General features: G+C 67.1%; 27 protein-coding genes. 14 read left to right on the top strand and 13 right to left on the bottom strand.

The window, feature by feature from the left end; all coding sequences use genetic code 11:
- The first annotated feature begins 21 nt into the window (after window positions 1-21).
- The 8 genes from WAO18_RS24380 (at window position 22) to WAO18_RS24345 (ending at window position 7,744) form a co-directional block, all read left to right on the top strand.
- Window positions 22-468: a hypothetical protein gene (locus WAO18_RS24380; protein ID WP_422208792.1), complete on the top strand. Its 447-nt coding sequence runs from the start codon at window positions 22-24 to the stop codon at window positions 466-468.
- A 47-nt stretch (window positions 469-515) separates the two neighbouring features.
- The gene (gene hemL / locus WAO18_RS24375) at window positions 516-1,847 is read left to right on the top strand and encodes a glutamate-1-semialdehyde 2,1-aminomutase (RefSeq protein ID WP_422208791.1); all 1,332 of its coding nucleotides are present in this window, start codon (window positions 516-518) and stop codon (window positions 1,845-1,847) included.
- The gene (locus WAO18_RS24370; RefSeq protein WP_422208790.1) at window positions 1,847-2,455 is read left to right on the top strand and encodes a histidine phosphatase family protein; all 609 of its coding nucleotides are present in this window, start codon (window positions 1,847-1,849) and stop codon (window positions 2,453-2,455) included. The genes hemL and WAO18_RS24370 overlap by 1 nt, the downstream gene beginning before the upstream one ends.
- Window positions 2,452-3,051 carry a TlpA disulfide reductase family protein gene (locus WAO18_RS24365; protein ID WP_422208789.1) on the top strand — a complete coding sequence of 200 codons (600 nt, stop codon included), beginning with the start codon at window positions 2,452-2,454 and terminating at the stop codon, window positions 3,049-3,051. The genes WAO18_RS24370 and WAO18_RS24365 overlap by 4 nt, the downstream gene beginning before the upstream one ends.
- The gene (locus tag WAO18_RS24360; protein WP_422208788.1) at window positions 3,048-3,809 is read left to right on the top strand and encodes a cytochrome c biogenesis CcdA family protein; all 762 of its coding nucleotides are present in this window, start codon (window positions 3,048-3,050) and stop codon (window positions 3,807-3,809) included. The genes WAO18_RS24365 and WAO18_RS24360 overlap by 4 nt, the downstream gene beginning before the upstream one ends.
- A 47-nt stretch (window positions 3,810-3,856) precedes the next feature.
- A complete protein-coding gene (locus WAO18_RS24355; RefSeq protein WP_422208806.1) occupies window positions 3,857-5,401 on the top strand; it encodes a cytochrome c biogenesis protein ResB in 1,545 nt (514 codons plus the stop codon).
- Window positions 5,398-6,372 (top strand): c-type cytochrome biogenesis protein CcsB, encoded by a 975-nt coding sequence (ccsB, locus tag WAO18_RS24350; protein WP_422208787.1) that lies wholly within the window; start codon window positions 5,398-5,400, stop codon window positions 6,370-6,372. Before WAO18_RS24355 ends, ccsB begins: the two co-directional genes overlap by 4 nt.
- 97 nt (window positions 6,373-6,469) lie before the next feature.
- Window positions 6,470-7,744 (top strand): MinD/ParA family ATP-binding protein, encoded by a 1,275-nt coding sequence (locus WAO18_RS24345; RefSeq protein WP_422208786.1) that lies wholly within the window; start codon window positions 6,470-6,472, stop codon window positions 7,742-7,744.
- On the opposite strand, the gene WAO18_RS24340 is transcribed toward WAO18_RS24345, so the two are convergent.
- Complete coding sequence (locus tag WAO18_RS24340) at window positions 7,745-7,906, bottom strand: hypothetical protein (RefSeq protein WP_422208785.1); 162 nt, start codon at window positions 7,904-7,906, stop codon at window positions 7,745-7,747. It lies immediately after the preceding gene.
- 47 nt (window positions 7,907-7,953) lie between these two features.
- Between WAO18_RS24340 and WAO18_RS24335 the strand changes: the two genes are divergently transcribed.
- Together WAO18_RS24335 and WAO18_RS24330 are read left to right on the top strand one after the other, a co-directional pair.
- Entirely contained in the window at window positions 7,954-8,283 is a 330-nt protein-coding gene (locus WAO18_RS24335) for a DUF4229 domain-containing protein (RefSeq protein ID WP_422208784.1), read from the top strand.
- A 565-nt stretch (window positions 8,284-8,848) separates the two neighbouring features.
- A complete protein-coding gene (locus WAO18_RS24330; protein ID WP_422208805.1) occupies window positions 8,849-9,493 on the top strand; it encodes an SOUL family heme-binding protein in 645 nt (214 codons plus the stop codon).
- A gap of 24 nt (window positions 9,494-9,517) precedes the next feature.
- On the opposite strand, the gene WAO18_RS24325 is transcribed toward WAO18_RS24330, so the two are convergent.
- Window positions 9,518-10,390 carry a 1,4-dihydroxy-2-naphthoate polyprenyltransferase gene (locus WAO18_RS24325; protein ID WP_422208783.1) on the bottom strand — a complete coding sequence of 291 codons (873 nt, stop codon included), beginning with the start codon at window positions 10,388-10,390 and terminating at the stop codon, window positions 9,518-9,520.
- Between the two features lie 36 nt (window positions 10,391-10,426).
- Between WAO18_RS24325 and WAO18_RS24320 the strand changes: the two genes are divergently transcribed.
- A complete protein-coding gene (locus WAO18_RS24320) occupies window positions 10,427-11,206 on the top strand; it encodes an S-methyl-5'-thioadenosine phosphorylase (RefSeq protein WP_422208804.1) in 780 nt (259 codons plus the stop codon).
- A 4-nt stretch (window positions 11,207-11,210) separates the two neighbouring features.
- Here WAO18_RS24320 and WAO18_RS24315 read toward each other — a convergent pair whose 3' ends face one another.
- The 9 genes from WAO18_RS24315 to WAO18_RS24275 form a co-directional block, all read right to left on the bottom strand.
- Window positions 11,211-12,956 carry an NAD-binding protein gene (locus tag WAO18_RS24315; RefSeq protein ID WP_422208782.1) on the bottom strand — a complete coding sequence of 582 codons (1,746 nt, stop codon included), beginning with the start codon at window positions 12,954-12,956 and terminating at the stop codon, window positions 11,211-11,213.
- Window positions 12,957-13,067: 111 nt separating this feature from the next.
- Entirely contained in the window at window positions 13,068-14,141 is a 1,074-nt protein-coding gene (menE, locus tag WAO18_RS24310) for an o-succinylbenzoate--CoA ligase (protein WP_422208803.1), read from the bottom strand.
- A gap of 71 nt (window positions 14,142-14,212) precedes the next feature.
- The gene (locus WAO18_RS24305) at window positions 14,213-14,518 is read right to left on the bottom strand and encodes a DUF3349 domain-containing protein (RefSeq protein ID WP_422208781.1); all 306 of its coding nucleotides are present in this window, start codon (window positions 14,516-14,518) and stop codon (window positions 14,213-14,215) included.
- 61 nt (window positions 14,519-14,579) lie between these two features.
- Window positions 14,580-14,873 carry a hypothetical protein gene (locus tag WAO18_RS24300; protein ID WP_422208780.1) on the bottom strand — a complete coding sequence of 98 codons (294 nt, stop codon included), beginning with the start codon at window positions 14,871-14,873 and terminating at the stop codon, window positions 14,580-14,582.
- Complete coding sequence (locus tag WAO18_RS24295) at window positions 14,870-16,096, bottom strand: inorganic phosphate transporter (protein ID WP_422208779.1); 1,227 nt, start codon at window positions 16,094-16,096, stop codon at window positions 14,870-14,872. Before WAO18_RS24295 ends, WAO18_RS24300 begins: the two co-directional genes overlap by 4 nt.
- 117 nt (window positions 16,097-16,213) lie before the next feature.
- The gene (locus WAO18_RS24290; RefSeq protein ID WP_422208778.1) at window positions 16,214-16,600 is read right to left on the bottom strand and encodes a VOC family protein; all 387 of its coding nucleotides are present in this window, start codon (window positions 16,598-16,600) and stop codon (window positions 16,214-16,216) included.
- 23 nt (window positions 16,601-16,623) lie between these two features.
- On the bottom strand, window positions 16,624-17,502 hold the full coding sequence (locus WAO18_RS24285) for an SDR family oxidoreductase (RefSeq protein ID WP_422208777.1): 879 nt from the start codon (window positions 17,500-17,502) through the stop codon (window positions 16,624-16,626).
- A gap of 140 nt (window positions 17,503-17,642) precedes the next feature.
- On the bottom strand, window positions 17,643-18,545 hold the full coding sequence (locus tag WAO18_RS24280) for a 1,4-dihydroxy-2-naphthoyl-CoA synthase (RefSeq protein WP_422208776.1): 903 nt from the start codon (window positions 18,543-18,545) through the stop codon (window positions 17,643-17,645).
- A gap of 2 nt (window positions 18,546-18,547) precedes the next feature.
- Window positions 18,548-19,006, bottom strand: a complete 459-nt coding sequence (locus WAO18_RS24275) for a nitroreductase family deazaflavin-dependent oxidoreductase (RefSeq protein WP_422208775.1) — start codon at window positions 19,004-19,006, stop codon at window positions 18,548-18,550.
- A gap of 39 nt (window positions 19,007-19,045) precedes the next feature.
- Between WAO18_RS24275 and WAO18_RS24270 the strand changes: the two genes are divergently transcribed.
- Window positions 19,046-19,750 (top strand): VIT1/CCC1 transporter family protein, encoded by a 705-nt coding sequence (locus WAO18_RS24270; protein WP_422208774.1) that lies wholly within the window; start codon window positions 19,046-19,048, stop codon window positions 19,748-19,750.
- Between the two features lie 3 nt (window positions 19,751-19,753).
- On the opposite strand, the gene WAO18_RS24265 is transcribed toward WAO18_RS24270, so the two are convergent.
- Entirely contained in the window at window positions 19,754-20,686 is a 933-nt protein-coding gene (locus WAO18_RS24265) for an aldo/keto reductase (protein ID WP_422208773.1), read from the bottom strand.
- 83 nt (window positions 20,687-20,769) lie between these two features.
- On the opposite strand from WAO18_RS24265, the gene WAO18_RS24260 reads away from it, so the two are divergent.
- Together WAO18_RS24260 and WAO18_RS24255 are read left to right on the top strand one after the other, a co-directional pair.
- On the top strand, window positions 20,770-21,327 hold the full coding sequence (locus WAO18_RS24260; RefSeq protein ID WP_422208772.1) for a TetR/AcrR family transcriptional regulator: 558 nt from the start codon (window positions 20,770-20,772) through the stop codon (window positions 21,325-21,327).
- Between the two features lie 36 nt (window positions 21,328-21,363).
- On the top strand, window positions 21,364-21,777 hold the full coding sequence (locus WAO18_RS24255) for a PPOX class F420-dependent oxidoreductase (protein WP_422208771.1): 414 nt from the start codon (window positions 21,364-21,366) through the stop codon (window positions 21,775-21,777).
- A gap of 4 nt (window positions 21,778-21,781) precedes the next feature.
- On the opposite strand, the gene fadD8 is transcribed toward WAO18_RS24255, so the two are convergent.
- The gene (gene fadD8 / locus WAO18_RS24250) at window positions 21,782-23,392 is read right to left on the bottom strand and encodes a fatty-acid--CoA ligase FadD8 (protein ID WP_422208770.1); all 1,611 of its coding nucleotides are present in this window, start codon (window positions 23,390-23,392) and stop codon (window positions 21,782-21,784) included.
- Between the last annotated feature and the right edge of the window lie 169 nt (window positions 23,393-23,561).

The following is a 23,561-nucleotide window of genomic DNA, read 5'->3' as shown; positions in this document are numbered from 1 at the left end:
GAGCACCCGGGGAGGATGACCATGACTTACGCCGCCGTCGACGATCTGCCCGAAGAGGCCGCCTCGATATTGCTTGGAGTCTGTACACAGCTATCGCAGTCGCGGCACCCCGGTTTGGCCGGGTGGGCCGCGTCGGCGTCCGACGCCCTGCTGGTCCGGCTCGTGACGGCGGCCACCGGTGCGGTCGTCGACGTCTCCGACATTCAACCCCCTCGACCGTTCGCCACGCTCGACGGCGCCGAACTGGAAGCGCTGTATGCCTTGCTGGTCGCCGGCTCCGAGGCCAGCGACGACGAATCCGTCGCGCAGTGGTGCACGCGCACGGTCGGGCTCATCGACGCCGACTTCTACCGCCGCGCCGACGAGCAGGCGGCGATCGACGCCAAAGCGGCCGCGATCACCGCCGAGGAACGGCGACTCGCCCGCCAGGAGTGGCAATCGTCCGTCGCGCCGTGGTCAGCGGTATAGCCGCTGCCTGACGGGAGCCGAATGCCCGACAACTACACCCTGTAGTGGTGCCGGTCCCGGCGGCTGGGACACTGGAGCACGTGCATACCCAGGTCTCGTCGAAGCTGTTCGACGACGCCTGCGCGGTCATTCCGGGCGGGGTCAACTCGCCGGTGCGGGCGTTCAAGGCGGTCGGCGGCACACCCCGCTTCATCACCGAGGCCGCCGGCTACTGGCTGACCGACGCCGACGGCAACCGCTACATCGACCTGGTCTGCTCGTGGGGGCCGATGATTCTCGGCCACGCGCATCCGTCGGTAGTGGAGGCCGTTACGAAGGCGGCCGCCACTGGCCTGTCGTTCGGGGCGCCGACTCCCGCCGAGAGCGAACTGGCCGCCGAGATCATCAACCGGATGCCACCGGTCGACCTGATCCGGCTGGTCAACTCCGGCACCGAGGCCACGATGAGCGCGGTGCGGCTGGCCCGCGGATTCACCGGTCGCGCCAAGATCGTCAAGTTCTCCGGTTGCTACCACGGTCACGTCGACGCGTTGCTGGCCGACGCCGGTTCCGGGGTCGCGACGCTGGGCCTGCCGTCTTCGCCGGGCGTAACCGGTGCGACCGCCGCCGACACGATTGTGCTGCCCTACAACGACATCGGCGCGGTCCAGCAGACATTCGATCAGCTCGGCGACCAGATCGCCGCCGTGATCACCGAAGCCAGCCCCGGCAACATGGGCGTCGTCCCACCCGCGACGGGCTACAACGCCGCGCTGAAGGAGATCACCGGCAGGCATGGCGCGATGTTGATCGTCGACGAGGTGATGACCGGCTTTCGGGTCAGCCGAAGCGGTTGGTATGGACTCGATCCGGTCGACGCCGACCTGTTCACCTTCGGCAAGGTGATGAGCGGCGGCCTGCCCGCCGCGGCGTTCGGCGGGCGAGCCGACATCATGCAGCGGCTCGCGCCGTTGGGTCCGGTGTATCAGGCCGGGACGTTGTCCGGTAACCCGGTTGCGGTCGCCGCAGGACTGGCCACACTGCGGGCCGCCGACGAAAACGTGTATGCCGCGCTGGATGCCAATGCCGACCGGCTGGCCATGCTGCTGAGGCTGGCTTTGACTGAAGCTGGTGTGCCACATCAGATCCCACGAGCCGGCAACATGCTCAGCGTGTTCTTCGGCGACGCGCCGGTGACTGATTTCGCGTCGGCGCGGGCCAGCGAAACGTGGCGGTTCGCACCGTTCTTCCACGCGCTGCTGGACGGCGGCGTCTACCCACCCTGCAGCGCCTTCGAAGCCTGGTTCGTCTCGGCGGCGCTCGACGATGCCGCGTTCGCCCGGATCGCCGAGGCACTGCCCGCGGCCGCCGAAGCCGCAGCCAAGGAGAGCAAACCCTGATGGCCGAAGAGACCCGAGTGCACCTGATCCGTCACGGCGAGGTGTACAACCCGGACGGCGTGCTCTACGGGCGACTGCCGGGATTCCGTCTGTCCGACAAGGGAATTCGACAGGCCCACGCAGCGGCCGACGCACTGGCCAACCGTGACATCGTCGCGGTGATCGCCTCGCCGCTGCAACGCGCCGAGGAGACCGCCGCGCCGATCGCCGCCCGCTACGACCTGACCGTGGACGCCGACCCCGACCTGATCGAGTCGGCCAACTTCTTCGAGGGCAAGCGGATAGGCCCCGGCGACGGCGCCTGGCGCGACCCGCGGTTCTGGTGGCAGCTGCGTAACCCGTTCACTCCGTCGTGGGGCGAGCCGTACAAGCAGATCGCCGCCCGCATGACAACCGCGGTGGACAAAGCCCGAGCCCGGGCCGCCGGCCACGAAGCCGTGTGCGTCAGCCATCAGCTGCCGGTGTGGACGGTACGGTTGTCGCTGACCGGCAAGCGCCTGTGGCACGACCCACGCCGCCGACAGTGCGCGGTCGGTTCGGTGACGTCGCTGGTCTTCGACGGCGACCACCTGGTCGACGTGCTGTACAGCGAGCCGGCACTCAATTGACCGGGTGGCGACTGGCGTTCGTCGCCGTAGCGGTAGCCGGCCTGCTGGTCGGCTGCTCCACCGGCGATGACGCGGTCGCACAAGGCGGCACCTTCGAATTCGTCTCTCCCGGCGGCAAAACCGACATCTTCTACGACCCGCCCGGCCACCGCGGCCGGCCGGGACCCGTGTCCGGACCGGAGTTGATGGACCCGGACCGCACCGTCTCGCTCGACGATTTCGCCGGCAAGGTCGTGGTCATCAACGTCTGGGGCCAGTGGTGTGGGCCGTGCCGGGCCGAGGCGTCCGTGCTGCAGCAGGTGTACGACGCCACCCGCGCCAACGGGGTGGCGATGCTGGGTATCGACGTGCGCGACAACAACCGTCAGGCGGCCCAGGATTTCGTGAAAGACCGCAAGGTCACGTTCCCGTCGATCTACGACCCGGCGATGCGCACCATGATCGCGTTCGGCGGCAAGTACCCGACTTCGGTGATTCCGTCCACGCTCGTGCTTGACCGCAGCCATCGGGTCGCCGCGGTGTTCCTTCGCGAACTGCTCGCCGAGGATCTGCAGCCGGTGGTGCAGCGGATCGCCGCGGAGCCGGGGCCGCGATGAGTTTCACCGAAACCGCCGCCGCCGGACCGCTTTTGCTTGCGCTGGCGGTGTCCGTGGCGGCCGGGCTGGTGTCTTTCGCCTCGCCCTGTGTGGTGCCGCTGGTGCCGGGTTATCTGTCGTATCTGGCCGCCGTTGTCGGAGTCGACGAATCGGACAACGCTCCGCCGAATGCGCGATGGCGGGTCACGGGTTCGGCGGCGTTGTTCGTCGCGGGGTTCACTGTGGTGTTTCTGCTCGGGACCGTCGCGGTGCTTGGTATGACGACCACGCTGATCACCAATCAGCTTGTGCTGCAACGGGTCGGTGGCGTGCTGACCATTGTGATGGGCTTGGTGTTCGTCGGTTACGTGCCCGCGCTTCAACGCCAGCTCCGGTTCGCGCCGCGGCAGTTGTCGACGGTCGCCGTGGCCCCGTTGCTGGGCGCGGTCTTCGCGCTCGGCTGGACGCCGTGTCTGGGCCCGACGCTGGCCGGGGTTGTCACCGTCGCGTCGGCCACCGACGGGGCGAGCGTGGCCCGGGGCATCGTGCTGGTGATCGCGTACTGCCTCGGGCTGGGAATCCCCTTCGTGCTGTTGGCTTTTGGATCGGCGTCCGCGGTCGCCGGCCTCGGTTGGCTGCGACGGCACACACGCGCGCTACAGATCTTCGGCGGTGTGCTGCTGGTCGCGGTGGGCGTAGCGCTGGTCAGCGGGCTGTGGAATGACTTCGTGTCCTGGGTGCGCGACGCGTTCGTGTCCGACGTGAGGTTGCCGATTTGAGCCGGCTAGTTGCCTTGACCCGCAACACCTGGCGGGCACTGACCTCCATGGGCACCGCGCTGGTGTTGCTGTTCCTGCTGGCGCTGGGCGCGATGCCCGGCGCGCTGCTGCCGCAGCGCAGTCTGAACGCCGGCAAGGTCGACGACTACCTGGCCGCCCACCCGAAGATCGGGCCGTGGCTGGACAAACTGCAGGCGTTCAACGTGTTTGGCAGTTTCTGGTTCACCGCGATCTACACGCTGCTGTTCGTGTCGTTACTCGGCTGCCTGACGCCGCGGATGATCGAGCATGCCCGCAGCATGCGGGCCACGCCGGTGCCGGCGCCCCGCAACCTGACCCGGTTGCCGAAGCACGCCGCGGCCACCGTCGTCGGCGAACCCGACGACGTGGCGACAACGATGGCAGGACACCTGCGCGGCTGGCGCACCGTCATCCGTCGCGATGAGGGCATCGAAATCTCCGCGGAGAAGGGCTATCTGCGCGAATTCGGCAACCTCGTCTTCCATTTCTCACTGCTGGGCCTGCTGGTCGCGGTGGCGGCCGGCAAGCTCTTCGGTTACGAGGGCAACGTCGTCGTCATTGCCGACGGCGGTCCCGGCTTCTGCTCGGCCTCGCCGGCGGCGTTCGACTCGTTCCGGGCCGGCAACACCGTAGACGGCACGTCGCTGCATCCGATCTGCTTGCGCGTCAACGACTTCAAAGCGAAGTATCTGCCGTCCGGACAAGCGACCTCGTTCGCCGCGAACATCGACTACCAGTCGGGTCCCGATATCACCACCGCTAGCTGGCGGCCCTACCGGCTGGAGGTCAACCATCCGCTGCGGGTCGGCGGCGATCGGGTTTACCTGCAGGGCCACGGCTACGCACCGACATTCAGCGTCACCTTTCCCGACGGGCAGACCCGCACCTCGACGGTGCAGTGGCGGCCCGATAATCCGCGGACGCTGCTGTCGTCGGGAGTCGCGCGGATCGACCCGCCGGCCGGCACGTTCCCCGACGCCGCCGAACGACGCAAACACCAGATCGCGATCACGGGGTTGCTCGCACCGACCGAGCAACTCGAGGGCAAGCTGCTGTCGTCGAGCTTCCCCGCGCTGATCGCCCCGGCGGTAGCCGTCGACATCTATACGGGCGACACCGGCCTGGACACCGGTCGGCCGCAGTCGCTGTACTCCCTGGATCCACGGCTCATCGACCAGCACCGGCTCAACCGGGTCAAGCGGGTCAACCTGCGGGTCGGCGAGCAGGCCCGGATCGACCAGGGGCCGGCGGCCGGGGCCGTCGTGCGTTTCGAAGGCGCGGTGCCGTTCGTCAACCTGCAGGTCTCCCATGACCCGGGCCAGATCTGGGTGCTGGTGTCGGCGATCGCGATGATGGCCGGGCTGGTGGTGTCGCTGCTGGTCCGTCGACGCCGGGTCTGGATTCGCCTGCTGCCGGCAGCGCCCGGTACGGTGAATGTCCAGGTAGGCGGTTTGGCGCGCACCGACAACGCCGGTTGGGGCGACGAATTCGAGCGGCTGGTCGAGCGCCTTCAGCACGGCCTAGCAGCGTCGCCGGCCGAGCCGGTCACGACGGGAAGGAGCACCCCGTGAATACCACTCACATCCACCTGGGTTTGGCGCGCAACTCCGACTGGGCGTTCACGTCCGCGGTGGTGATCCTGGTGGTCGCGCTACTGCTGCTGGCCTTCGAGTTGGCCTACACCCGCAGTCGCAAGGGCGAGCGCGAACTGGTGAGCGCCGGATCGGTGGCCGCCGACAGCGTGACGCCCGGCGTCGTCACCGACGCTCCGCGTCGACCGCTCGACGAGCGGGTCGGGCGGGCCGGACTGATCCTGGTCTACGCCGGCATCGGGTTGTTGTTCGGATGCATCGTGCTGCGCGGCCTGGCCACCCAGCGGGTGCCGTGGGGCAACATGTACGAGTTCATCAACCTGACCTGCTTCTGCGGTCTGGTCGCCGGCGCGATCGTGTTACGCCGCCGGCAATTCCGTCCGCTGTGGGTCTTTCTGCTGCTGCCGGTGCTCATCTTGCTGACGGTGTCCGGACGCTGGCTTTACACCAACGCCGCCCCGGTGATGCCCGCGCTGCAGTCCTACTGGCTGCCGATCCACGTATCGGTGGTCAGCCTGGGTTCGGGGGTTTTCTTGGTCGCCGGGGTGGCCAGCATCCTGTTCCTGCTGCGAACCTCCCGGTTGGGCGAGCCGGACACCACGGGCGCGTTTGCTCAGCTGGTGCAGCGGTTGCCCGATGCACAGACGCTGGATCGCATCGCGTACCGGACCACGATCTTCGGGTTCCCGGTGTTCGGTTTCGGGGTGATTTTCGGCGCGATCTGGGCCGAGGAGGCCTGGGGCCGCTACTGGGGCTGGGACCCCAAAGAGACCGTGGCGTTTATCGCCTGGGTGATCTACGCCTCCTATCTGCACGCGCGGTCGACGGCGGGGTGGCGGGACCGGAAGGCGGCCTGGATCAACGTCGTCGGCTTCGTGGCCATGGTGTTCAATCTGTTCTTCGTCAATCTGGTGACCGTCGGCCTGCACTCCTACGCAGGAGTTGGATAACTGCAGCTCAGGGTCTTCCAAGGACGCTGCGTTATGTTCGATTAACAGCATGTTCGTCAACCAGCAACCCGAGTGTTGCTACGAGGGGATATTCCACGTGCCTGACCATCCGTACGACGCGAACAGCGGCGGTCGCGGAGACTATCCGACCACTGAGTTGCCGCCGCACCAGCCGCAACCGCCGGCCGCCGAGCCGCCGACCCGGGTGTTTGCCGGGTTCCGCACCGAGCGCCGGTTCAGTGAGGGCTCGACGCAGAATGCGCCGCTGCCCGAGACCCGCATGGAGCCGCGAGCATGGGCGGAGACGCCGTACCAGGGGCTCCCGCGGGTCGTCGAGTCCGCCGAGTCGCCGCGGCGGGTTTACGGCAACTATGGAGGACCGCCGCCGGCCGCGTCCGGCAGCGGACAACCGCACCTGCCGCCGTCGCGCTACCCGGAGTTGTCCACCAGCACCCTGCTACGCCAGGTCAAGCCGCCGCCATCGGAGGGCTGGCGGAGGTGGTTGTTCCGCTTGTCGGGGCAGCTGATCAACGTCGGCGAAAGCCAGCGGACGATGCGGTACAACGATCTGACCGTCCAGGTCAACCGGCCGCTGCGGGGTTGCTACCGGATCGCGATGCTCTCGCTGAAGGGCGGCGTCGGCAAGACCACCATCACCGCGACGTTGGGGGCGACCTTTGCGTCAATCCGCGGCGACCGGGTGGTGGCCGTGGACGCCAACCCCGACCGCGGCACGCTGAGTCAGAAGGTTCCGCTGGAGACACCGGCCACCGTCCGGCACCTGTTGCGCGACTCCGAGGGAATCGAGCGATACAGCGACGTCCGCAGCTACACCTCGCAGGGGCCCAGCCGACTGGAAGTGCTTGCGTCAGAAAGTGATCCGGCGATGTCGGAGGCGTTCAGCGCCGACGACTACGCGCAGACGCTGGAGATACTCGAGCGGTTCTACGGTCTGGTGCTCACCGACTGCGGCACAGGGCTTTTGCATTCCGCGATGACATCGGTGCTGGACAAGGCCGACGCCCTGGTCGTGGTCAGCTCGGGCTCGATCGACGGCGCCCGCAGCGCCTCGGCCACGTTGGACTGGCTCGACGCGCACGGTCACGAGAATCTGGTCAGCAATTCGATCGCGGTGATCAACGCGGTGCGGCCGCGATCCGGCAAGGTCGACATGCAGAAAGTGGTGGATCACTTCTCACGGCGTTGCCGCGCCGTGCGCTTGGTGCCGTTCGACCCGCATCTCGAAGAGGGCGCCGAAATCGACCTGAACCGGCTGAGGCGAGAAACCCGGGAGGCGCTGATCGAACTGGCCGCCGTTGTGGCCGACGGCTTTCCGAGCGATCAGCGTCGCTCCAACGAGCACTTCATTTAGTCAGCGAGGGTTGTTGTCACCGTGGCTCAACCGCCACAGGAAGTCCGGGTCGTCGTCGGGTCCGATGACGCGGCTCTTCGGGCGGTTGACCTGTGAACGCACAGCGCGCCAGCCGACGTAGACCAGTGTTCCGAGGATCAGGACCAGGAGCAGGTACAGCACTCGACACCTCCTAGCTCTGAATATACGCGGCGACCTAGGCTCGCATTGTGTCAAACGGACAGAGCCCCGCCGGCCGCGCAGTCGTCAGCGTCCTGCTGTACGTGCTGGCCCGCCTGGCGCTGGTGATCGCACTGACCGCGGTGATCTATTGGACCGGTCGAGGTCTTGGCGTGCATGAGTTCCCGGTCGTCGTCGCCCTGCTGTTCGCGCTCATCATCGCGATGCCGCTCGGCATTTGGCTGTTCGCTCCGCTGCGACGCCGGGCCACCGCCGGCATCGACACCGCCACCGAACGCCGTCGCCGCGATCGCGAGCAACTGCGGGCCAGGCTGCGCGGTGAGACTCCGCCGGACGACACGCCCCAGGGAGCCAGCTAGCCCAGGGCCGCTGGCGGGTCAAGGGCGCAGGTCGGTCAGCTGCGAGCTGGCGAGGACGGCGTCCTGCCATGGCCGGCCCCGTGCCAACCCAATTCCCGCTACGCCTTTGCCGCGCTGGCGTTGCGCTGTTGGCCGAGCAGCGGGACAAGATCACTCACCTGAGCATTGAATCGGCCGGTCGGCCCAGGCCGGTATCGCGTAGCACCGCTCGGTCAAGAAAGTGCTCGAGTGGGGCCATCAGAGGCGGTGTTGCACAATGCCAACGAGATCCGCTGCCGGGCGTCTTGCGAAGCGGCGATAGAGCGGCCATTGGTGGAAGGACCGCTTATCCCCATCAATGCCGCGGAGGCCAGGAAGATTGCCAGCGCTAGCAGCCAGGAGCGACGGCCGGTGACTACGCCAGCGAGGTGATCCCAGACCGTAGCCAAGAGAGTTTCATTCATTTAATATTTCAGCAAGTTAAATTAATATCTGTAAACCTTCTGCGCACTGGCTCGAAGCGGTGATCTTCGGCGGAGTGTGCGGCCAGCGACCGGCGTGCGGCAAGCAGAGTGAGGAGATGGCCATGCTGGGCGCGATCTTGAACGCAACAAAGCAGCTGCTTGCGGCAGGAGGCGCGATCTTTGGCGTGCGTGGTGGCACCGAGGAGCCCGCGCACACCGTCGAGCAGCTGACCGACGGCGTGGAAATCCGCCGTTACGGGCCGCGGATCGCCGCCGAGACCACCGTCACTGCGGACGACGAGGCGGCACGCAACATCGGATTTCGTCGCCTCGCCGGCTACATTTTCGGCGGCAATCACGCCGACGCCAAGATCGAGATGACCGCGCCTGTCGCCCAACAGTCCGGCGGCGGTCGCGGCGAGAAGATCGCGATGACGGCTCCGGTGTCGCAGCGAGCCGGTGACGACGGCCAATGGGTGATCCGGTTCTTCATGCCCGTCGAGAAAACGATGCAGTCGCTTCCGCAACCCAACGACCCTGCAGTGCAGTTGGTTGCCGTCCCGGCGGAGACCATCGCGGTACGACGATTCACGGGCAGCTACAACCGCGACGCAGTCGCATCTCAAACCGCCGCTTTGTTGCGGACCCTGCACGAAACGGGTTTCCGACCCGTCGGCACGCCCTCCGCGTGGTTTTATGACCCGCCCTGGACGTTACCGATGTTGCGCCGCAACGAAATTGCCGTGCCCATCAAGCCCGAATCTTGAGCCGAAGGACCTGTCGTGGGCACATTACGCCGTCAGCGTCAAGGCGGCTGCCACCGCGATCGACCAGACCAGCATCGTCAGGCCGGTGTCACGCAGTACCGGGATCAGCTCGGGCCCGGTCCGTCCGGTGCGCACCGGGGTCGCGGCGCGCACCGCCAACGGGGTGGCCACCAGTCCCGCCGCACACCACGACGTGGCCGCGGTCAGTGCCAGCGTCAAGGCGGCCGCGAGCGCCAGCAGCGCCTGGTACAGGATGCGCGTGCCCTTGTCGCCCAGGCGAACCGCCAACGTGATCTTGCCGGACTCGGCGTCGGTCGGGATGTCTCGTAAGTTGTTGGCCACCAACACCGCCGACGACAGCGCTCCCATCGTCACCGCCAGGGCCAGACCGACCCAGTCGACCCGCAACGCCTGGGTGTACTGGGTGCCCAGCACCGCGACCAGACCAAAAAACAGGAACACCGCGACTTCGCCAAAGCCGGCGTAGCCGTACGGTTTTGAGCCGCCGGTGTACAGCCAGGCCCCGGCGATGCACAACGCGCCGACCGCGATCAACCACAGCGCGCTGGTCAGTGCGAGCGCCAACCCGGCCAGCGCGCCGACAGCCAGGCTGGCCACCGCCACCATCAACACCGAGCGCGGTGTCGCCAGCCGTGAGCCGACCAGTCGGACCGGCCCCGCGCGGTTGTCGTCGGTGCCGCGGATGCCGTCGGAGTAGTCGTTGGCGAAGTTCACCCCGACGATCAGCGCCAGCGCGACCGCCAGCGCGAGCACCGCCTTCCACCAGACGGCGGCGTGCAGCCAGGCGGCACCGCCGGTGCCGGCGATCACCGGTGCGACGGCGTTGGGAAGTGTTCGAGGTCGCGCGCCGGCGATCCACTGCGCAAGACTGGCCACCCTGTAATCGTTCCATGCGGGTGCCCGACAATGATCATCGTGCTTGCAGTGATTGGTGGCAGCGGCTTCTACACCTTCTTCGACTCGGCCGCGCGCAGCGTCAGCCTGGACACGCCCTACGGCGAGCCCAGTGCTCCGGTCACGGTCGGCTCGATCGGGGAGCAGGAGGTGGCCTTCCTGCCTCGGCACGGCCTCGACCACCGGTTTCCGGCGCACAAGGTGCCCTATCGGGCCAACATGTGGGCGTTGCGGGCGCTGGGCGTACGACAGATCTTCGCCCCGTGCGCGGTCGGCAGCCTGACCACAGATCACGGCCCGGGCAGCATCGTGGTGCCCGATCAACTGGTCGACCGCACCCGTCGTCGCGCCGATACCTACTTCGACTCCGGTGCGGCGCACGTGTCCTTCGCCGATCCGTACTGCCCGACGTTGCGCGCGGCGGTCACCGGCCTGCCCGGGGTGGTCGACGGCGGCACCATGGTGGTCATCGAGGGGCCGCGGTTTTCCACCCGGGCGGAAAGTCAGTGGTTCGCCGCCGCGGGCTTCACTTTGATCAACATGACCGGTTATCCGGAGGCGGTTCTGGCTCGTGAACTCGAAATCTGCTATACGGCAATCGCTTTGGTGACCGACCTGGACGCCGGTATCGACGCGGGCGGCGGAGTGAAGGTGGACGAGGTGATCAGTGAGTTCGCGAAGAACATCGAGCCGTTCAAGGGCCTCGTCCGCGAAGCGATCGGCCGGGTCGACGCCGAACACTCTTGCACCGAGTGCCTGTCGCACACCGGGGTCCCGCTTCCGTTCGACGAGCCGTAACGGCTCAGCCGGTCTTGGCTTCGCGCTTGTCGTCGGTGCCGGTTGGCCGGGGCGGCCGGCCTTTACGCAGGGTGTCGATCAGTTCGCGATACGGCCCGACCAGGTAGACCGTGTCGTCGGCGTGCAGTCGTGCGTCACGGCGAGGGTGCAACTTGACCAGCCCGTTGGACGTCGTGATCGCGATGACCCGCGCCTGGGTGGACATCTCGAACATGCGCAGCCCGTCGAGTTCGCTGCCGGCGGCGACCTGCATGCCGCCGACCACGAAAGAGCTCTGGCCCACCGAGAACGTGCCGAGCACCTGCAGTCCGATCGCCGCTCCGATGAACCAGGGTGCGGCCAGCTCGACGGTGGAGCGCACGTTCTCGAAGCCGAATCGCTGCGCGACGGCGAAGCCCAGTGCGCGGTCGTAAACCCGCAGCACCAGGGGGATGTCGGTCCAGTGCTCTCTGGTCGCCGTCTTCTTGCCCAGCATTTCGGCCAGCACGATGCCTGTTTCGATGTTGATGATGTCGTCGCGGGTCAGCACCGCGACCGCCCGTGCGCGATCCACCCGCGCGGCCTGCAGTGTCTGGCGCAGCGTGGCATCGCCGAAGATGACCGGCACATCGAGATCGCGCACCGCTGACAAGAAGCGGTTCTCCTCGTTGCGCTCGATCACCGCGACGTCGTACCCGGCCGCGGTCAGATCGCTGACCACTCGCATGCCCAGCCCACTGAGTCCGACCACCACGATGTGGTTGCGCAGGTGCCCTACCCGTGGGCGCGCTGATGCGAAAACGAAACGGCGGGATAGCAATACGTCGGCGACGAACGAGACCAGCAGCGCGGTGGTGGTCACGCCGCTGAACATCAGCAGTGTGGAGAACGTGCGCAACCAGGTGGGCTGGTTGACGAAGCTGAAGTCGCCGTAACCGGTCGTTGTCATCGTTTCGATGGTGAAGTAGAACGCGTCCACCCAGCCCATCTTCGGCGGGGGACGGTAGCCGAACCGCAAAGTAATTGTCGCGCTGACCAAGACGACCAGCGTCGCGGCGACGACCGGATAAAAGGTCGGGTTGAAGTCGTTGATCACGCCTCGGACCCCGTCGACCACGCGCCGCAACAACGGCCGCTGCGAACGTGGCCGCGGCCCGCGGGGGATCCTGATGCCCTGGGCGGCGAGCTCGTCGGCGGTGCCGATCATCATCGTCCAGTCACCCGCGTGCACCCGCTGATCACGGCCCGGGCAGATGTCCAGCCCACCGGGGTCAAGTGAGTCTTCGCCGTGGATGACGGCCACCGGCGCCAAGTCGCCATAGAGTTCGCGCAGCGTCGCTTCGCGAGAAGCCGTCTTACCCGCGACGACGAAGTTCATTCCGGCGGCATCGAAATCGTGGATGGTCTGGGACAGGCAGGCTTCGACGACCGCAGGCGCCGCGAGGTCGGCGACGTCGAGGATGGCCCCGGGGCCGTTGTCGTCGGCAACGGCTTCGCGCAGCACATCGTTGGCCACCCGCGAAACCACCCGCACATTCGGGTTGGCTTTCCTTGCCAGCAAAGCGATTTCGAGATTGATCGCATCGTCGTCACCGGCGCATACCACTGCCAGCGCATGCGAGACGTCGGCGAGGGTGAGCTCGCGGGCAACGCCTGCCTCGGATTTCTCCGCAGTGGTGAGCCTGACCACCGTCGCACCCGCGTTTTTCAGCTCGTCGGCGAGCGTGGTGGCCAGCGCATCGTCACCGCTAACGATGATGTGGCGATGCATGTTCTTGTCCGTTGCTCAAAAGCCCGACCGAAATCGAACACTCGACGACTTCGGGCCGGTTCACCAGGGCATTATGTCATCCGGTGTGCGCGGCTCCGTGCAGAAGTGTCGCTAGGACAAGCTGTTTCCGGTTAACCGGACGAGCGCTGCCCGGTCGACCTTGCCGATGCCACGCATCGGCAGCGCGTCGATGATGTGCAGCTCGCGAGGCGCGGCGGTGTGGTCCAGGGTGCGCGTCACGTGGGTTCGCAGCGCGTCGAGTGTAGGTGCGGCGCAACCATCGACCACCACGACGGCGGCGACGACACGCTGCCCGAGGCGTTCGTCGGCGAGCCCGAACACCGCGCAGTCGGCCACCGCGGGATGCGTCCGCAGCACCGCCTCGACCGGCTGCGGCATCACCGTCAACCCGCCGGTGCTGATCGCATCGTCGACGCGGCCGAGCACACTGAGCACTCCCGAATCGTCAACGACGCCAATGTCGTCGGTGCGAAACCAGCCCGGTTCGGCGAACGGGTCGGGGTCTGGTGGATTGCGATAGCCCTTGGCCAGCGTCGGGCCGCCGAGCAGGATAAGTCCGTCGGCATCAAGCCGCACCCGGACGCCGTCGAGTGGGACGCCGTCGTAGACGCAGCCGCCGGCGGTCTCGCTCATGCCGTAGGTGCGGACCACCTTGACGCCGGCGCTCGCGGCTGCGTCGAGGACTGGTCGCGGGGCCGGGCCGCCGCCGATCAGCACCGCGTCGAGGCCGGCCAGTGCGGTGGTCGCGGCCGGATCGTCCAGCGCCTTGGCCAGCTGTGTGGCCACCAGCGCCGTGTAACGTCGCCCCGAGCCGAGTTCGTTTACGGCAGAAGGCAATTGGCTGACATCGAAACCCGTCGAGACGTCCAGCTCGACCGGGGTAGCACCGGCCAGCAGGCTGCGCACCAGCACCTGAACTCCGGCAATGTGATACGACGGCAACGCAAGCAACCACCGACCCGGGCCGCCCAGCCGATCGTGGCTGGCGGCCGCGCTGGCGGTCAGCGCCGCGGCGGTGAGCAGCGCGCCTTTGGGCGAGCCGGTGGTTCCCGACGTCGTCACCACCAGGGCGACGTCGTCATCGATGTCCTCGCCTACTCGCAGCGCCGGCATCGCTGAGCGGTCCGCACCCACCGGCACCAGCGCAGAAGCCCGGCCGTTCAGGACCTCGTCGAGCGCGGCGAGAAGGGGGAGCGCCGAGGAGCCTGGCTTTACGGCGAAGGCACGCAGAACGGCTATCCGGAAGTCTCCTCGCCATCGCGGGCGTCTTCCAACGGCCAGCCCTTGGCGGCCAGTCGCTCCCGCACGCGCTCGACGTCTGCCGGAGTTGGCAGTTCGTCGGTGACCTGGGTGATCAGTACGCCGATGTCGACGTGATCGAAGTCGCCGCGCTGCATCAACTCCCCGGCCACCAGCCTGACGTCGTCATTACTCAGCCGACGCGACAGCAGGGCGAGCACAGGAAAGTAGTCAGTCGGCGGGATGCCTTCCGGGTATCCCGCGCGCAGCCACGCGACCACCGAATTCAGGAATCGGTTCACAGTGTGTCCACTTCCCCCGCCGGCCTGCCGGTAAGCCTTATTTTCAGATCAAATTTCGATGCTACGCGGGCCTGGCTCCGAGAATGTAGAGACCGGTGTGCGCCCCGATGAACTCCCGGGCGACGTACAGCACGCCGATCACGACCGCGACCAGCGTCAATGCGTACAACGCGTAGCTGATAGCGGTCAGCGCCGGGTTTTTATGGGCGACGGCGGCGCCGTCCGACCCTTGGACGCCGGCTCCCACCGAGCCCACCCGTACCGCGAGCGCGAACAGGGCGGGCAGCCCGCTGCCCAGGAGCAGACCGAAGATCAGGATCTTCAGCGAGGCTTCGTAGTTGAACCAGTGGTTCATAGCGTGCCTGCTTTCTTTGCCTCGGCGTGCGGAGCGGCTTCCCCGTCTGTGAAGGGAGAGCCGGCGAGGCCCGGCTTGCCGTTCTCGTCGAGTCCGGCGGTCAGGTCGCCCTTCCACTCGGCGTTGACGTTGTTGTGATCGACCTTCGTCTTGCGCGACTGTAGGTAGATGGCTGTGGCCACTGCAAGCAGTATGGCGAAACCGATCGTCGCCCCGGCGTAGCCGCCGATCCCGTGGGTCACCCAGTAGGTGAGGGCACCGACAAGGCCGGCCGCGGGCAGCGTGATCAGCCATGCGGTCGCCATCCGGCCGGCGACTCCCCAGCGAACCTCGGCGCCGGGCTTGCCGACCCCGCTACCGAGCACCGACCCGGTCACCACCTGGGTGGTGGACAGCGCATACCCGAAGTGCGCCGACAGCAGAATGATGACCGCCGACGACGATTCGGCGGCCATGCCTTGCGGCGACTTGATCTCCACGAGCCCCTTGCCCATGGTCCGGATGATCCGCCAGCCGCCGGTGTAAGTGCCGAGTGCCATCGCGCATGCGCAGGCCAAGATCACCCAGAACGGCGGCAGGGTGTCTGTCCGGCTGACCGCACCGTAGGAAATCAGCGCCAAGAAGATCACGCCCATCGTCTTTTGCGCGTCGTTGGTGCCATGTGCCAGCGAAACGAGCGAGGCCGAGAAGATCTGGCCGCGGCGGAAAGCAGTCTCGCTGCGCTCCTCCGGGACGCCGCGATTGATCCGGTACACCAGCCAGGTTCCCACCGCGCCGACGACTCCGGCCAACATCACTGACACCAGCGCCGGAATGAGCACGCGGGACACCACGCCGGTCCAGATCACCCCGTGCGCGCCGGCCGCGGCGATCATCGCGCCGACGATGCCGCCAACCAGGGCGTGCGACGAGCTCGAGGGAATGCCCAGCAGCCAGGTCATCAGGTTCCAGACGATGCCGCCGACCAGCCCGGCGAACACCAGCTGCAGCGTCACCAGGTGACCGTTCACCAAGTCCTTGGCGATCGTTCCCGCGACCGCAGTGGACAGGAAGGCTCCCAGCAGGTTCAGCACCGCCGAGAGCGATACCGCCGCTTTCGGCTTGAGCGCACCGCTGGCGATGGAGGTCGCCATCGCATTTCCGGTGTCGTGGAAGCCGTTCGTGAAATCGAAAGCGAGGGCGGTGATCACGACGATGATCAACAGGAACAACTGAAGGTTCACGGGCCTAATTCTGAGGGTAAAGGGGTGCCGTTGTCGAAAGAACGGCGTGGGTAATGCAAGGTATATCGCTGCTCGTTGTCAGATGTTCGTCCGGGGTTAACTTGGGGGCTCGTCGCGTTAACCGCGAGTGTCACGGCGCAGCGGATGCTCCGGCGGAATCTGGACGAAGATCAGCAGAACGCCGTCGGGATCCATCACGTGCATTTCGTGCAGGCCCCATGGTTCTTGCCGGGCCTCGCGGGCGATCGTGACGCCTCTGCTTTCCAGCTCGGTCTGCGTCGCTTCCACGTCGCGCACCTGGAGCCACAGCGCGCCGGGGAAAGGTCCGGCCGAGTCTTCGGGTGCGCCGTGGTCGGCCAACTCGATCAGCGACTGGCCGGCGTAGAACACCGTGCCCGCGCCGTAGTCGCGGAAGGTCGCCAAACCGATCTGATCGCGGTAGAAGCTCAGCGACCGCTGGTAGTCCGCCGGCCGAAACAGTATCCGGCTAGCGAGAATCTCCATGCCGTCGTGTCTATCACGCGGCCCTAGTTGGGCTGGAGCCGCTGCCGTCTGATCATGTTGGTCGCCAGCCCCGGAACGACGGTGTCTATTGCCTGCGCGGCCAGCGCCATCCGCGGTGCGATCCGGACCGGTCGGGTGCGTGCCGCGGTGATCATCCAGCCCGCGGCCTCTTCGGAGGACAGCGCCGGCAAGCCCTGATACTCCTTGGTCGGCGCGATCATCGGGGTGGCCACCAGTGGGTAGTACAGCGTGGTCGAGTGCACACCCTTTCTCGCCCATTCGGTTTCGATCACGCGACTCACCGCCGACAGCGCCGCCTTCGAAGCGTTGTAGACGGCGAACAGCGGCGACGGCTCGCTGAACACTCCCCAGGTCGCGACGTTGATGATGTGCCCGTCGCCGCGCTCCAGCATCCCGGGCGCGATGCCGCGGATCAGCCGCAGCGGGGAGTAGTAGTTGAGCACCATGGTCCGGTCGACGTCGTGCCAGCGCTCCAGCGACTCGGCCAGCGGCCGGCGGATGGACCGCCCGGCGTTGTTGATCAGAATGTCCACACCACCGAGACGCTGCTCGACGTCGGCGACCACCGCGTCGACGGCGTCCAGGTCGGACAGGTCGCAGGGGATCGCTACCGCGTCGCCCCCGCTTTCGGTGATGCGGCCCACCAGCTCGTCGAGCAGATCCTGTCGGCGCGCCACCGCAACGACGGTGGCGCCCTGGCGGGCGAATTGTTCGGCGGCGCATTCGCCGATTCCGGACGAGGCCCCGGTGAGTAGGACGCGCTTGCCGGCCAAGTCAATCTTGGTGGCGCCCGGCCGCGGCAGCAGCCGTGCCGCCAGCGGCGGACGCATGGTGGCCAGCACCACCTGCTCGGACAGTCGGCGCAGCGGGTTCTTACTCACAGGTCCGGAGTCTAGGGGCCTCGACGACGTCATCCGCCTCGCCGGTGGGAATAGGCGATCTGCCCGCCTCTGAGCGACAAACCCCTGTGGCCCGACTCGTTGTCGCTCGGAGGCGGGCAAATCGGGCATCGCTCGTGCGGCTAGAAGTAGCGCGGGAACGAGCTCCAATCGGGTGGCCGCTTCTCCAAGAACGCGTCGCGGCCCTCGACAGCTTCGTCGGTCATGTACGCCAGCCGGGTGGCCTCGCCGGCGAACAGCTGCTGACCCACCAGCCCGTCGTCGAGAAGGTTGAACGCGTACTTCAGCATCCGTTGAGCCTGAGGCGATTTCGCGTTGATCTCGGTTGACCACTGGATGGCCTCGGTCTCTAGGTCGGCGTGGTCGATGACGGCGTTGACCGCGCCCATGTGGTGCATCTGCTCGGCGGTGTAGGGGCGGCCGAGGAAGAAGATCTCGCGGGCGAACTTCTGGCCGACCTGGCGGGCGAGGTATGCGCTGCCGTAGCCGCCGTCGAAGCTGCCGACGTCGGCGTCGGTCTGCTTGAACCGGGCGTGCTCGCGGCTGGCCAGGGTCAGGTCGCAGACCACGTGCAGGCTGTGCCCGCCGCCCGCGGCCCAACCGTTGACCAGGCAGATCACCACCTTGGGCATGAACCGGATCAGGCGCTGCACTTCCAGGATGTGCAGCCGGCCGGCGCGCGCGGCGTCGACGGTCTCAGCGGTCTCGCCGGAGGCGTACTGATAGCCGCTGCGGCCGCGGATGCGCTGATCGCCTCCGGAGCAGAACGCCCAGCCGCCGTCCTTGGGCGACGGGCCGTTTCCGGTTAACAGCACTACCCCGACGTCGGGTGACATCCGGGCGTGATCGAGCACGCGGTAGAGCTCGTCGACGGTGTGCGGGCGAAACGCGTTGCGCACCTCGGGCCGGTTGAATGCCACCCGCACGGTCGCGTCAGCGACGTGACGGTGATAGGTGATATCAGTCAGCTCGCCGAATCCGTCGACCGGCTTCCATTGGTCAGCGTGAAAAGGATTGTCGCTCAAGGTTATTGGATTCCGTCCAGTCGAAAGACCGCGCAGCGGCCGGCCAGCGCCTCGAATTCCTCCGGCCGGCCTTCGGCGATCAGGCCGGCCCGTTTCATGAAACCGACACCGGTGGGCACCTCTTCGGGGAACACCCGGAGCAACGGGCGGGCATCGTCAGCGGACAACTCGACCATTCTGACCCGCCGGACGCTGCGGCCGCGGGCCACCGTCGCTTCGCCGGCGGCGCGGACGTTGGCGACCCAGTCGGCGCCGGGGAATCCGGCAACCACGTACTCCTGTCCGTCGACGGTCATCGGCGTGACGGGGGTCGATCGCTCGCGTCCTGATTTGCGGCCGGCCACCGTCAGCACCACCGGGCTTTCGCCGCCGAAACTCATGCCCAGCCGTGACATTCGGATGAAGACCTTGTTGGCCGGTTTGAGCCACCACGGCGGCCGAACCGATTCGCTGCTGCCCATACCGCGACGGTACTCGCTGACGTTGTCTAATCTTTGCCCGTGTCCCATCCGCATGAGCCCCATCTGGGTTCGGTCTCCACACGCCTGAATTGGCTTCGTGCGGGGGTTCTGGGCGCGAACGACGGGATTGTCTCGACGGCGGGCATCGTCGTCGGGGTCGCCGCGGCGACAGTGGCGCGTGGCCCGATCATGACCGCCGGAATCGCCGGGTTGGCCGCCGGCGCGGTGTCGATGGCACTGGGTGAATACGTGTCGGTCAGCGCGCAGCGCGATACCGAACAGGCTCTGCTGCAGCAGGAATGGCGCGAGCTTCGGGCGGACCCCAGCGCAGAGCTGGACGAACTCGCGGCCTTGCTGGAGGGCAAGGGGTTGTCGGCGGCTACCGCGCGCACCGCGGCCGAGGAACTCACCGATCACGATCCGATGGTGGCGCACGCCGAGGTCGAGCTTGGCTTCGATCCCGCGGAGCTGACCAACCCGTGGCAGGCAGCGCTGTCGTCGGCCTCGTCGTTCAGCGTGGGCGCGTTGCTGCCACTGATCGCCATCCTGTTCGCACCGATCGCACTGCGGATCCCGGTCACGGTCGCGGCGGTGCTATTAGCTCTGGTGATCACCGGGGCGGTCTCGGCCAGACTGGGTGGGGCACCGAAACACCGTGCGGCACTGCGTAATTTCATGGGTGGGGGGCTGGCCCTGGCGATCACCTACGTAATCGGCCATCTGGTCGGCGCCGCGATCGGCTGAGAACTAGTCCTCTTCGAGGAACCCTTCGATGCCGTCCGGCAGCGCGCTGGATCCGGGCGCGGTGACGGCGTCCAGCCGGGCTTTGGCCTTGGCGTCGAGCGTCACGTCGCCCACGCCCAGGTTCTCCTCGAGGTGGGCGATCGACCGGGTACCCGGAATCAACAACGTCGTCGGCGTGTGCGCCAGCAGCCAGGCCAAGCCGACCTGCGCGGGCGTCACACCGAGTTCGCCGGCGATCTCGATCACCACCGGATTGTCGGACGCCTTCGGGAAACCGGGGAACGCCGACCCCAGCGGGAAGTACGGCACCCAGGCAATGTCCTCGGCCGTGCAGACGTCGAGCATGTCTTCCTGCGAGCGGTCCATCAGACTGTAGGAGTTCTGCACGCATGCGACGCCGGCCGGCAGCGCGCGTTGCAGCACCCCGAGTGGCACGCTGCTGACGCCGATCGCGCCGATCTTGCCCTCGTCGCGCAGCGCGATCATCTCGGCCAATTGATCATCGAGGTCGACGATCTGATCGCCTTCGGCCTGCACGCCGATCCCAATGTCCATGCGCCGCAGATTCACCACGGGTATCTGGTCGATGCCGAGTTGGCTCAGGTCGTCTTCGACGGCGGCGCGGAGCTCGGCGGGCCGCTGCGCTGGGCCCAGGGGTATCGGGTCGTCGCCGGTGTATCGCGCGCCCACCTTGCTGACGATGACGAGGTCGTCGGGGTAGGGCGCCAGCGCTGCGTGGATTCGGCGGTTCACTTCGCCGGGGCCGTAGAACGAAGCGGTGTCAATGTGGTTGACGCCCAGTTCGATTGCCCGACGCAGCACAGCGACCGCGTCGTCGTGCGTCGTCTCGAACAGCTGCATGGCGCCGTAGCCGACCCGCGCTACCGGGTGGCCGCCGATGCGGGCGGTGCCACCGAGGTTTGGTTTGTCTGTCATCGTGCTCCCGTCGTGAGACACTGGATTAAATGCGGAGGACCCTCCGGTTATTCGACGGTAGCAGAAACGGAGGATCCTCCGCTTTGGGGCAGAGTGTTCGGTCGGACGCGCGGCGCAACCGGGAGAAGCTGCTCGAGGTGGCGACCGCGGCTTTCGCAACCGCCGACGGTCAGCCGGCGTCGCTGGAAGCGATCGCCCGCGACGCCGGCGTCGGGATCGGCACGCTCTACCGTCATTTCCCCAACCGGCAGGCGCTGGTCGAGGCGGTCTATCGCAGCGAGCTGGCCGAAGTGGCCGCGGCCGCCGGGAAATTGCTCAAGCGCCATCCCGCCAAGACCGCGCTGCGCCGCTGGATGGACCGCTACGCGAACTTCGTCGCCGCCAAGCGCGGGATGGCCGAGTCGCTGCACGCGATGTTCGATTCCGGCGCCATGCAGCCCAGCCAGACCCGCGCCAGCCTCGCGGGTGCGGTCGAGCTGTTGTTACGGGCCGGCGCCGACGACGGCAGCTTGCGCTCCGACGTGCCGGCCGATGATGTGGTGTCCAGCCTGATCGGCATCTTTCTGGTCAGCGGTTCGCCCGAGCAGCGCGGCCGGATGCTCGACCTGCTGGTAGCCGGCGTTGCCACGTCGGATCGTTGAGGGAATCAATCGGCGCTCGGCGTGGTAGAAGCAGGCATGAAACTCAACGACGCAGCACGCGAACTCATCGGAGACGGCGCCGACGCCACCCTGGTCACCCTGAATCCCGACGGCAGCCCGCAAGTCAGCTTGGTCTGGGTGGCGTTGCGGTCCACGCCCGACGGCGACGAACTGGTGACCGCACACCTCGCCGAACACAAAAAGGTCCGCAACGTCCGCCGCGATCCACGCGTCGCGGTGACGATCGCGTCTCCCGGCGACTTGGGCAAAACCCTGCGGCCCTATCTCGCGATTGACGGGACCGCGCGGATCGAAGAGGGCGGCGCTCCCGAGGTGCTCACGACTTTGTCGGCAGCGCTGTTGGATCCCAACGTGTTTCCGCCGAAGGACGCGCCGCCCGGGTTCGTGACGCACATCCGCGTCGACAAAGTCGGTGGCGTCGGGATCTGATCGTCTAGCCGACGGCGCGTCCGGCGCCTTCCCAGAACTGCGCCCGCACAGCCTTCTTGTCGGGCTTGCCCAGCCCGGTCAACGGCAGCGCGTCGACGATCTCCACCCGCTTCGGTGATTGCACCGAGCCCTTGCGTTCCTTGACCGCGGCCTGAATCTCCGCGGTCATCGCCTCGATCGCGGCGGCGTCGTGGTCCGCGTCGTCGCGCAACACCACCACCGCGGTGACGGCCTCGCCCCACTTGTCGTCCGGCGTCCCGACCACACATACCTGTGCGATCGAAGGATGTTCGGCCACAACGTCTTCGACCTCGCGAGGGAACACGTTGAAGCCGCCGGTGACGATCATGTCTTTGACCCGGTCGACGATGAAGTAGAAGCCGTCCTCGTCCTCGCGGGCCATATCGCCGGTGTGCAGCCAGCCGTCTTTGAAGGTCTTGGCGGTCTCGTCCGGCAGGTGCCAGTAACCCCCGGCCAAAAGTGGTCCGCTGACGCAGATTTCGCCAGGCTCGCCGTGGGGGACCGGCTTGCCGTCCTCACCCAGCAGCGCGACCCGGGCGAACAAGGTCGGGCGCCCGCAAGAGGTCAGCCGCTTCTCATCGTGGTCGGCCTTGGCCAGGTAGGTGATCGCCATCGGCGCCTCGGACTGCCCGTAGTACTGGGCGAAGATCGGGCCGAATCGGCGGATTGCCTCGGCCAGCCGCACCGGGTTCATCGCCGACGCGCCGTAGTAGACCGTCTCCAGTGATGACAGGTCGCGAGTCTTGGAATCGGGGTGGTCCATCAGCGCATACAGCATCGACGGAACCAGCATGGTGGCGGTAATGCGTTGCTCTTCAATGACTCTCAGCACCTCGGCCGGGTCGAACTTGCCGAGCACGACCATCTCGCCGCCCTTGACCACGGTCGGCGTGAAGAACGCCGCACCCGCGTGCGAAAGCGGCGTGCACATCAGGAACCGCGGGTGCTCCGGCCACTCCCATTCGGCGAGCTGGATCTGCGTCATCGTGGCGATGTTCCCGGTGGTGCCGATGACACCCTTCGGCTTGCCGGTGGTGCCGCCGGTGTAGGTCAGGCCGCCGATGTGGTCCGGTGTCAGGTCGGCGACGACGATCGGCTTCGGGTCGTACTTCGCGGCTTCGGCGTTCAGGTCGACCGCTTGATCTCCAAGTCCCTGTAGCTCCTTTGGCACCGGGCCGATGGTCAGGATCTGCGTGAGCGAGTCCACCTTGTCCAGCAGTCCCAGTGCGCGCTCGATGAACATCGGGTTGGGGTCGATGATCAGCGCGGAGGCGCCGGCGTCGGAGAGCACGTAGGCGTGGTCGTCCAGTGAGCCCAGCGGATGCAGGGCGGTACGCCGGTAGCCCTGGGTCTGGCTGGCGCCGAGGATCATCAACACCTCGGGGCGGTTGAGCGAGAGCAGGCCGACGGTGACGCCGGTGCCGGCGCCCAGCGCGTCGAACGCCTGGATGTACTGGCTGATCCGTTCGGCCAGCTGGCCGCCGGTCAGCGTGGTGTCGCCGAGAAACAGCACTGGCCGGTTCTTGTGGCGCTTGAGTGCGCCCACCAGCAGGTGGCCGTTGTGGGTCGGGTTGCGCAGCAGCTCGTCACTCATACGGCCAGACTAGAACGTGTTGCAATTTGTGTCTGCTACCCCCTGGAATACCACGACCATGCTCGGCTGACCGGTGGCGACCCGCTTCATCCGACTCCGCCGCCCTCGCGATCGCCACTACCATTCGTGCCCATGGCCGATGCAGATGTCGTCATCACCGGAACTGTCC

The sequence above is a fragment of the Mycobacterium sp. genome (assembly GCF_049278535.1).
Taxonomy (GTDB): Bacteria; Actinomycetota; Actinomycetes; order Mycobacteriales; family Mycobacteriaceae; genus Mycobacterium.
This window is presented reverse-complemented; position numbering and strand designations above follow the sequence as displayed.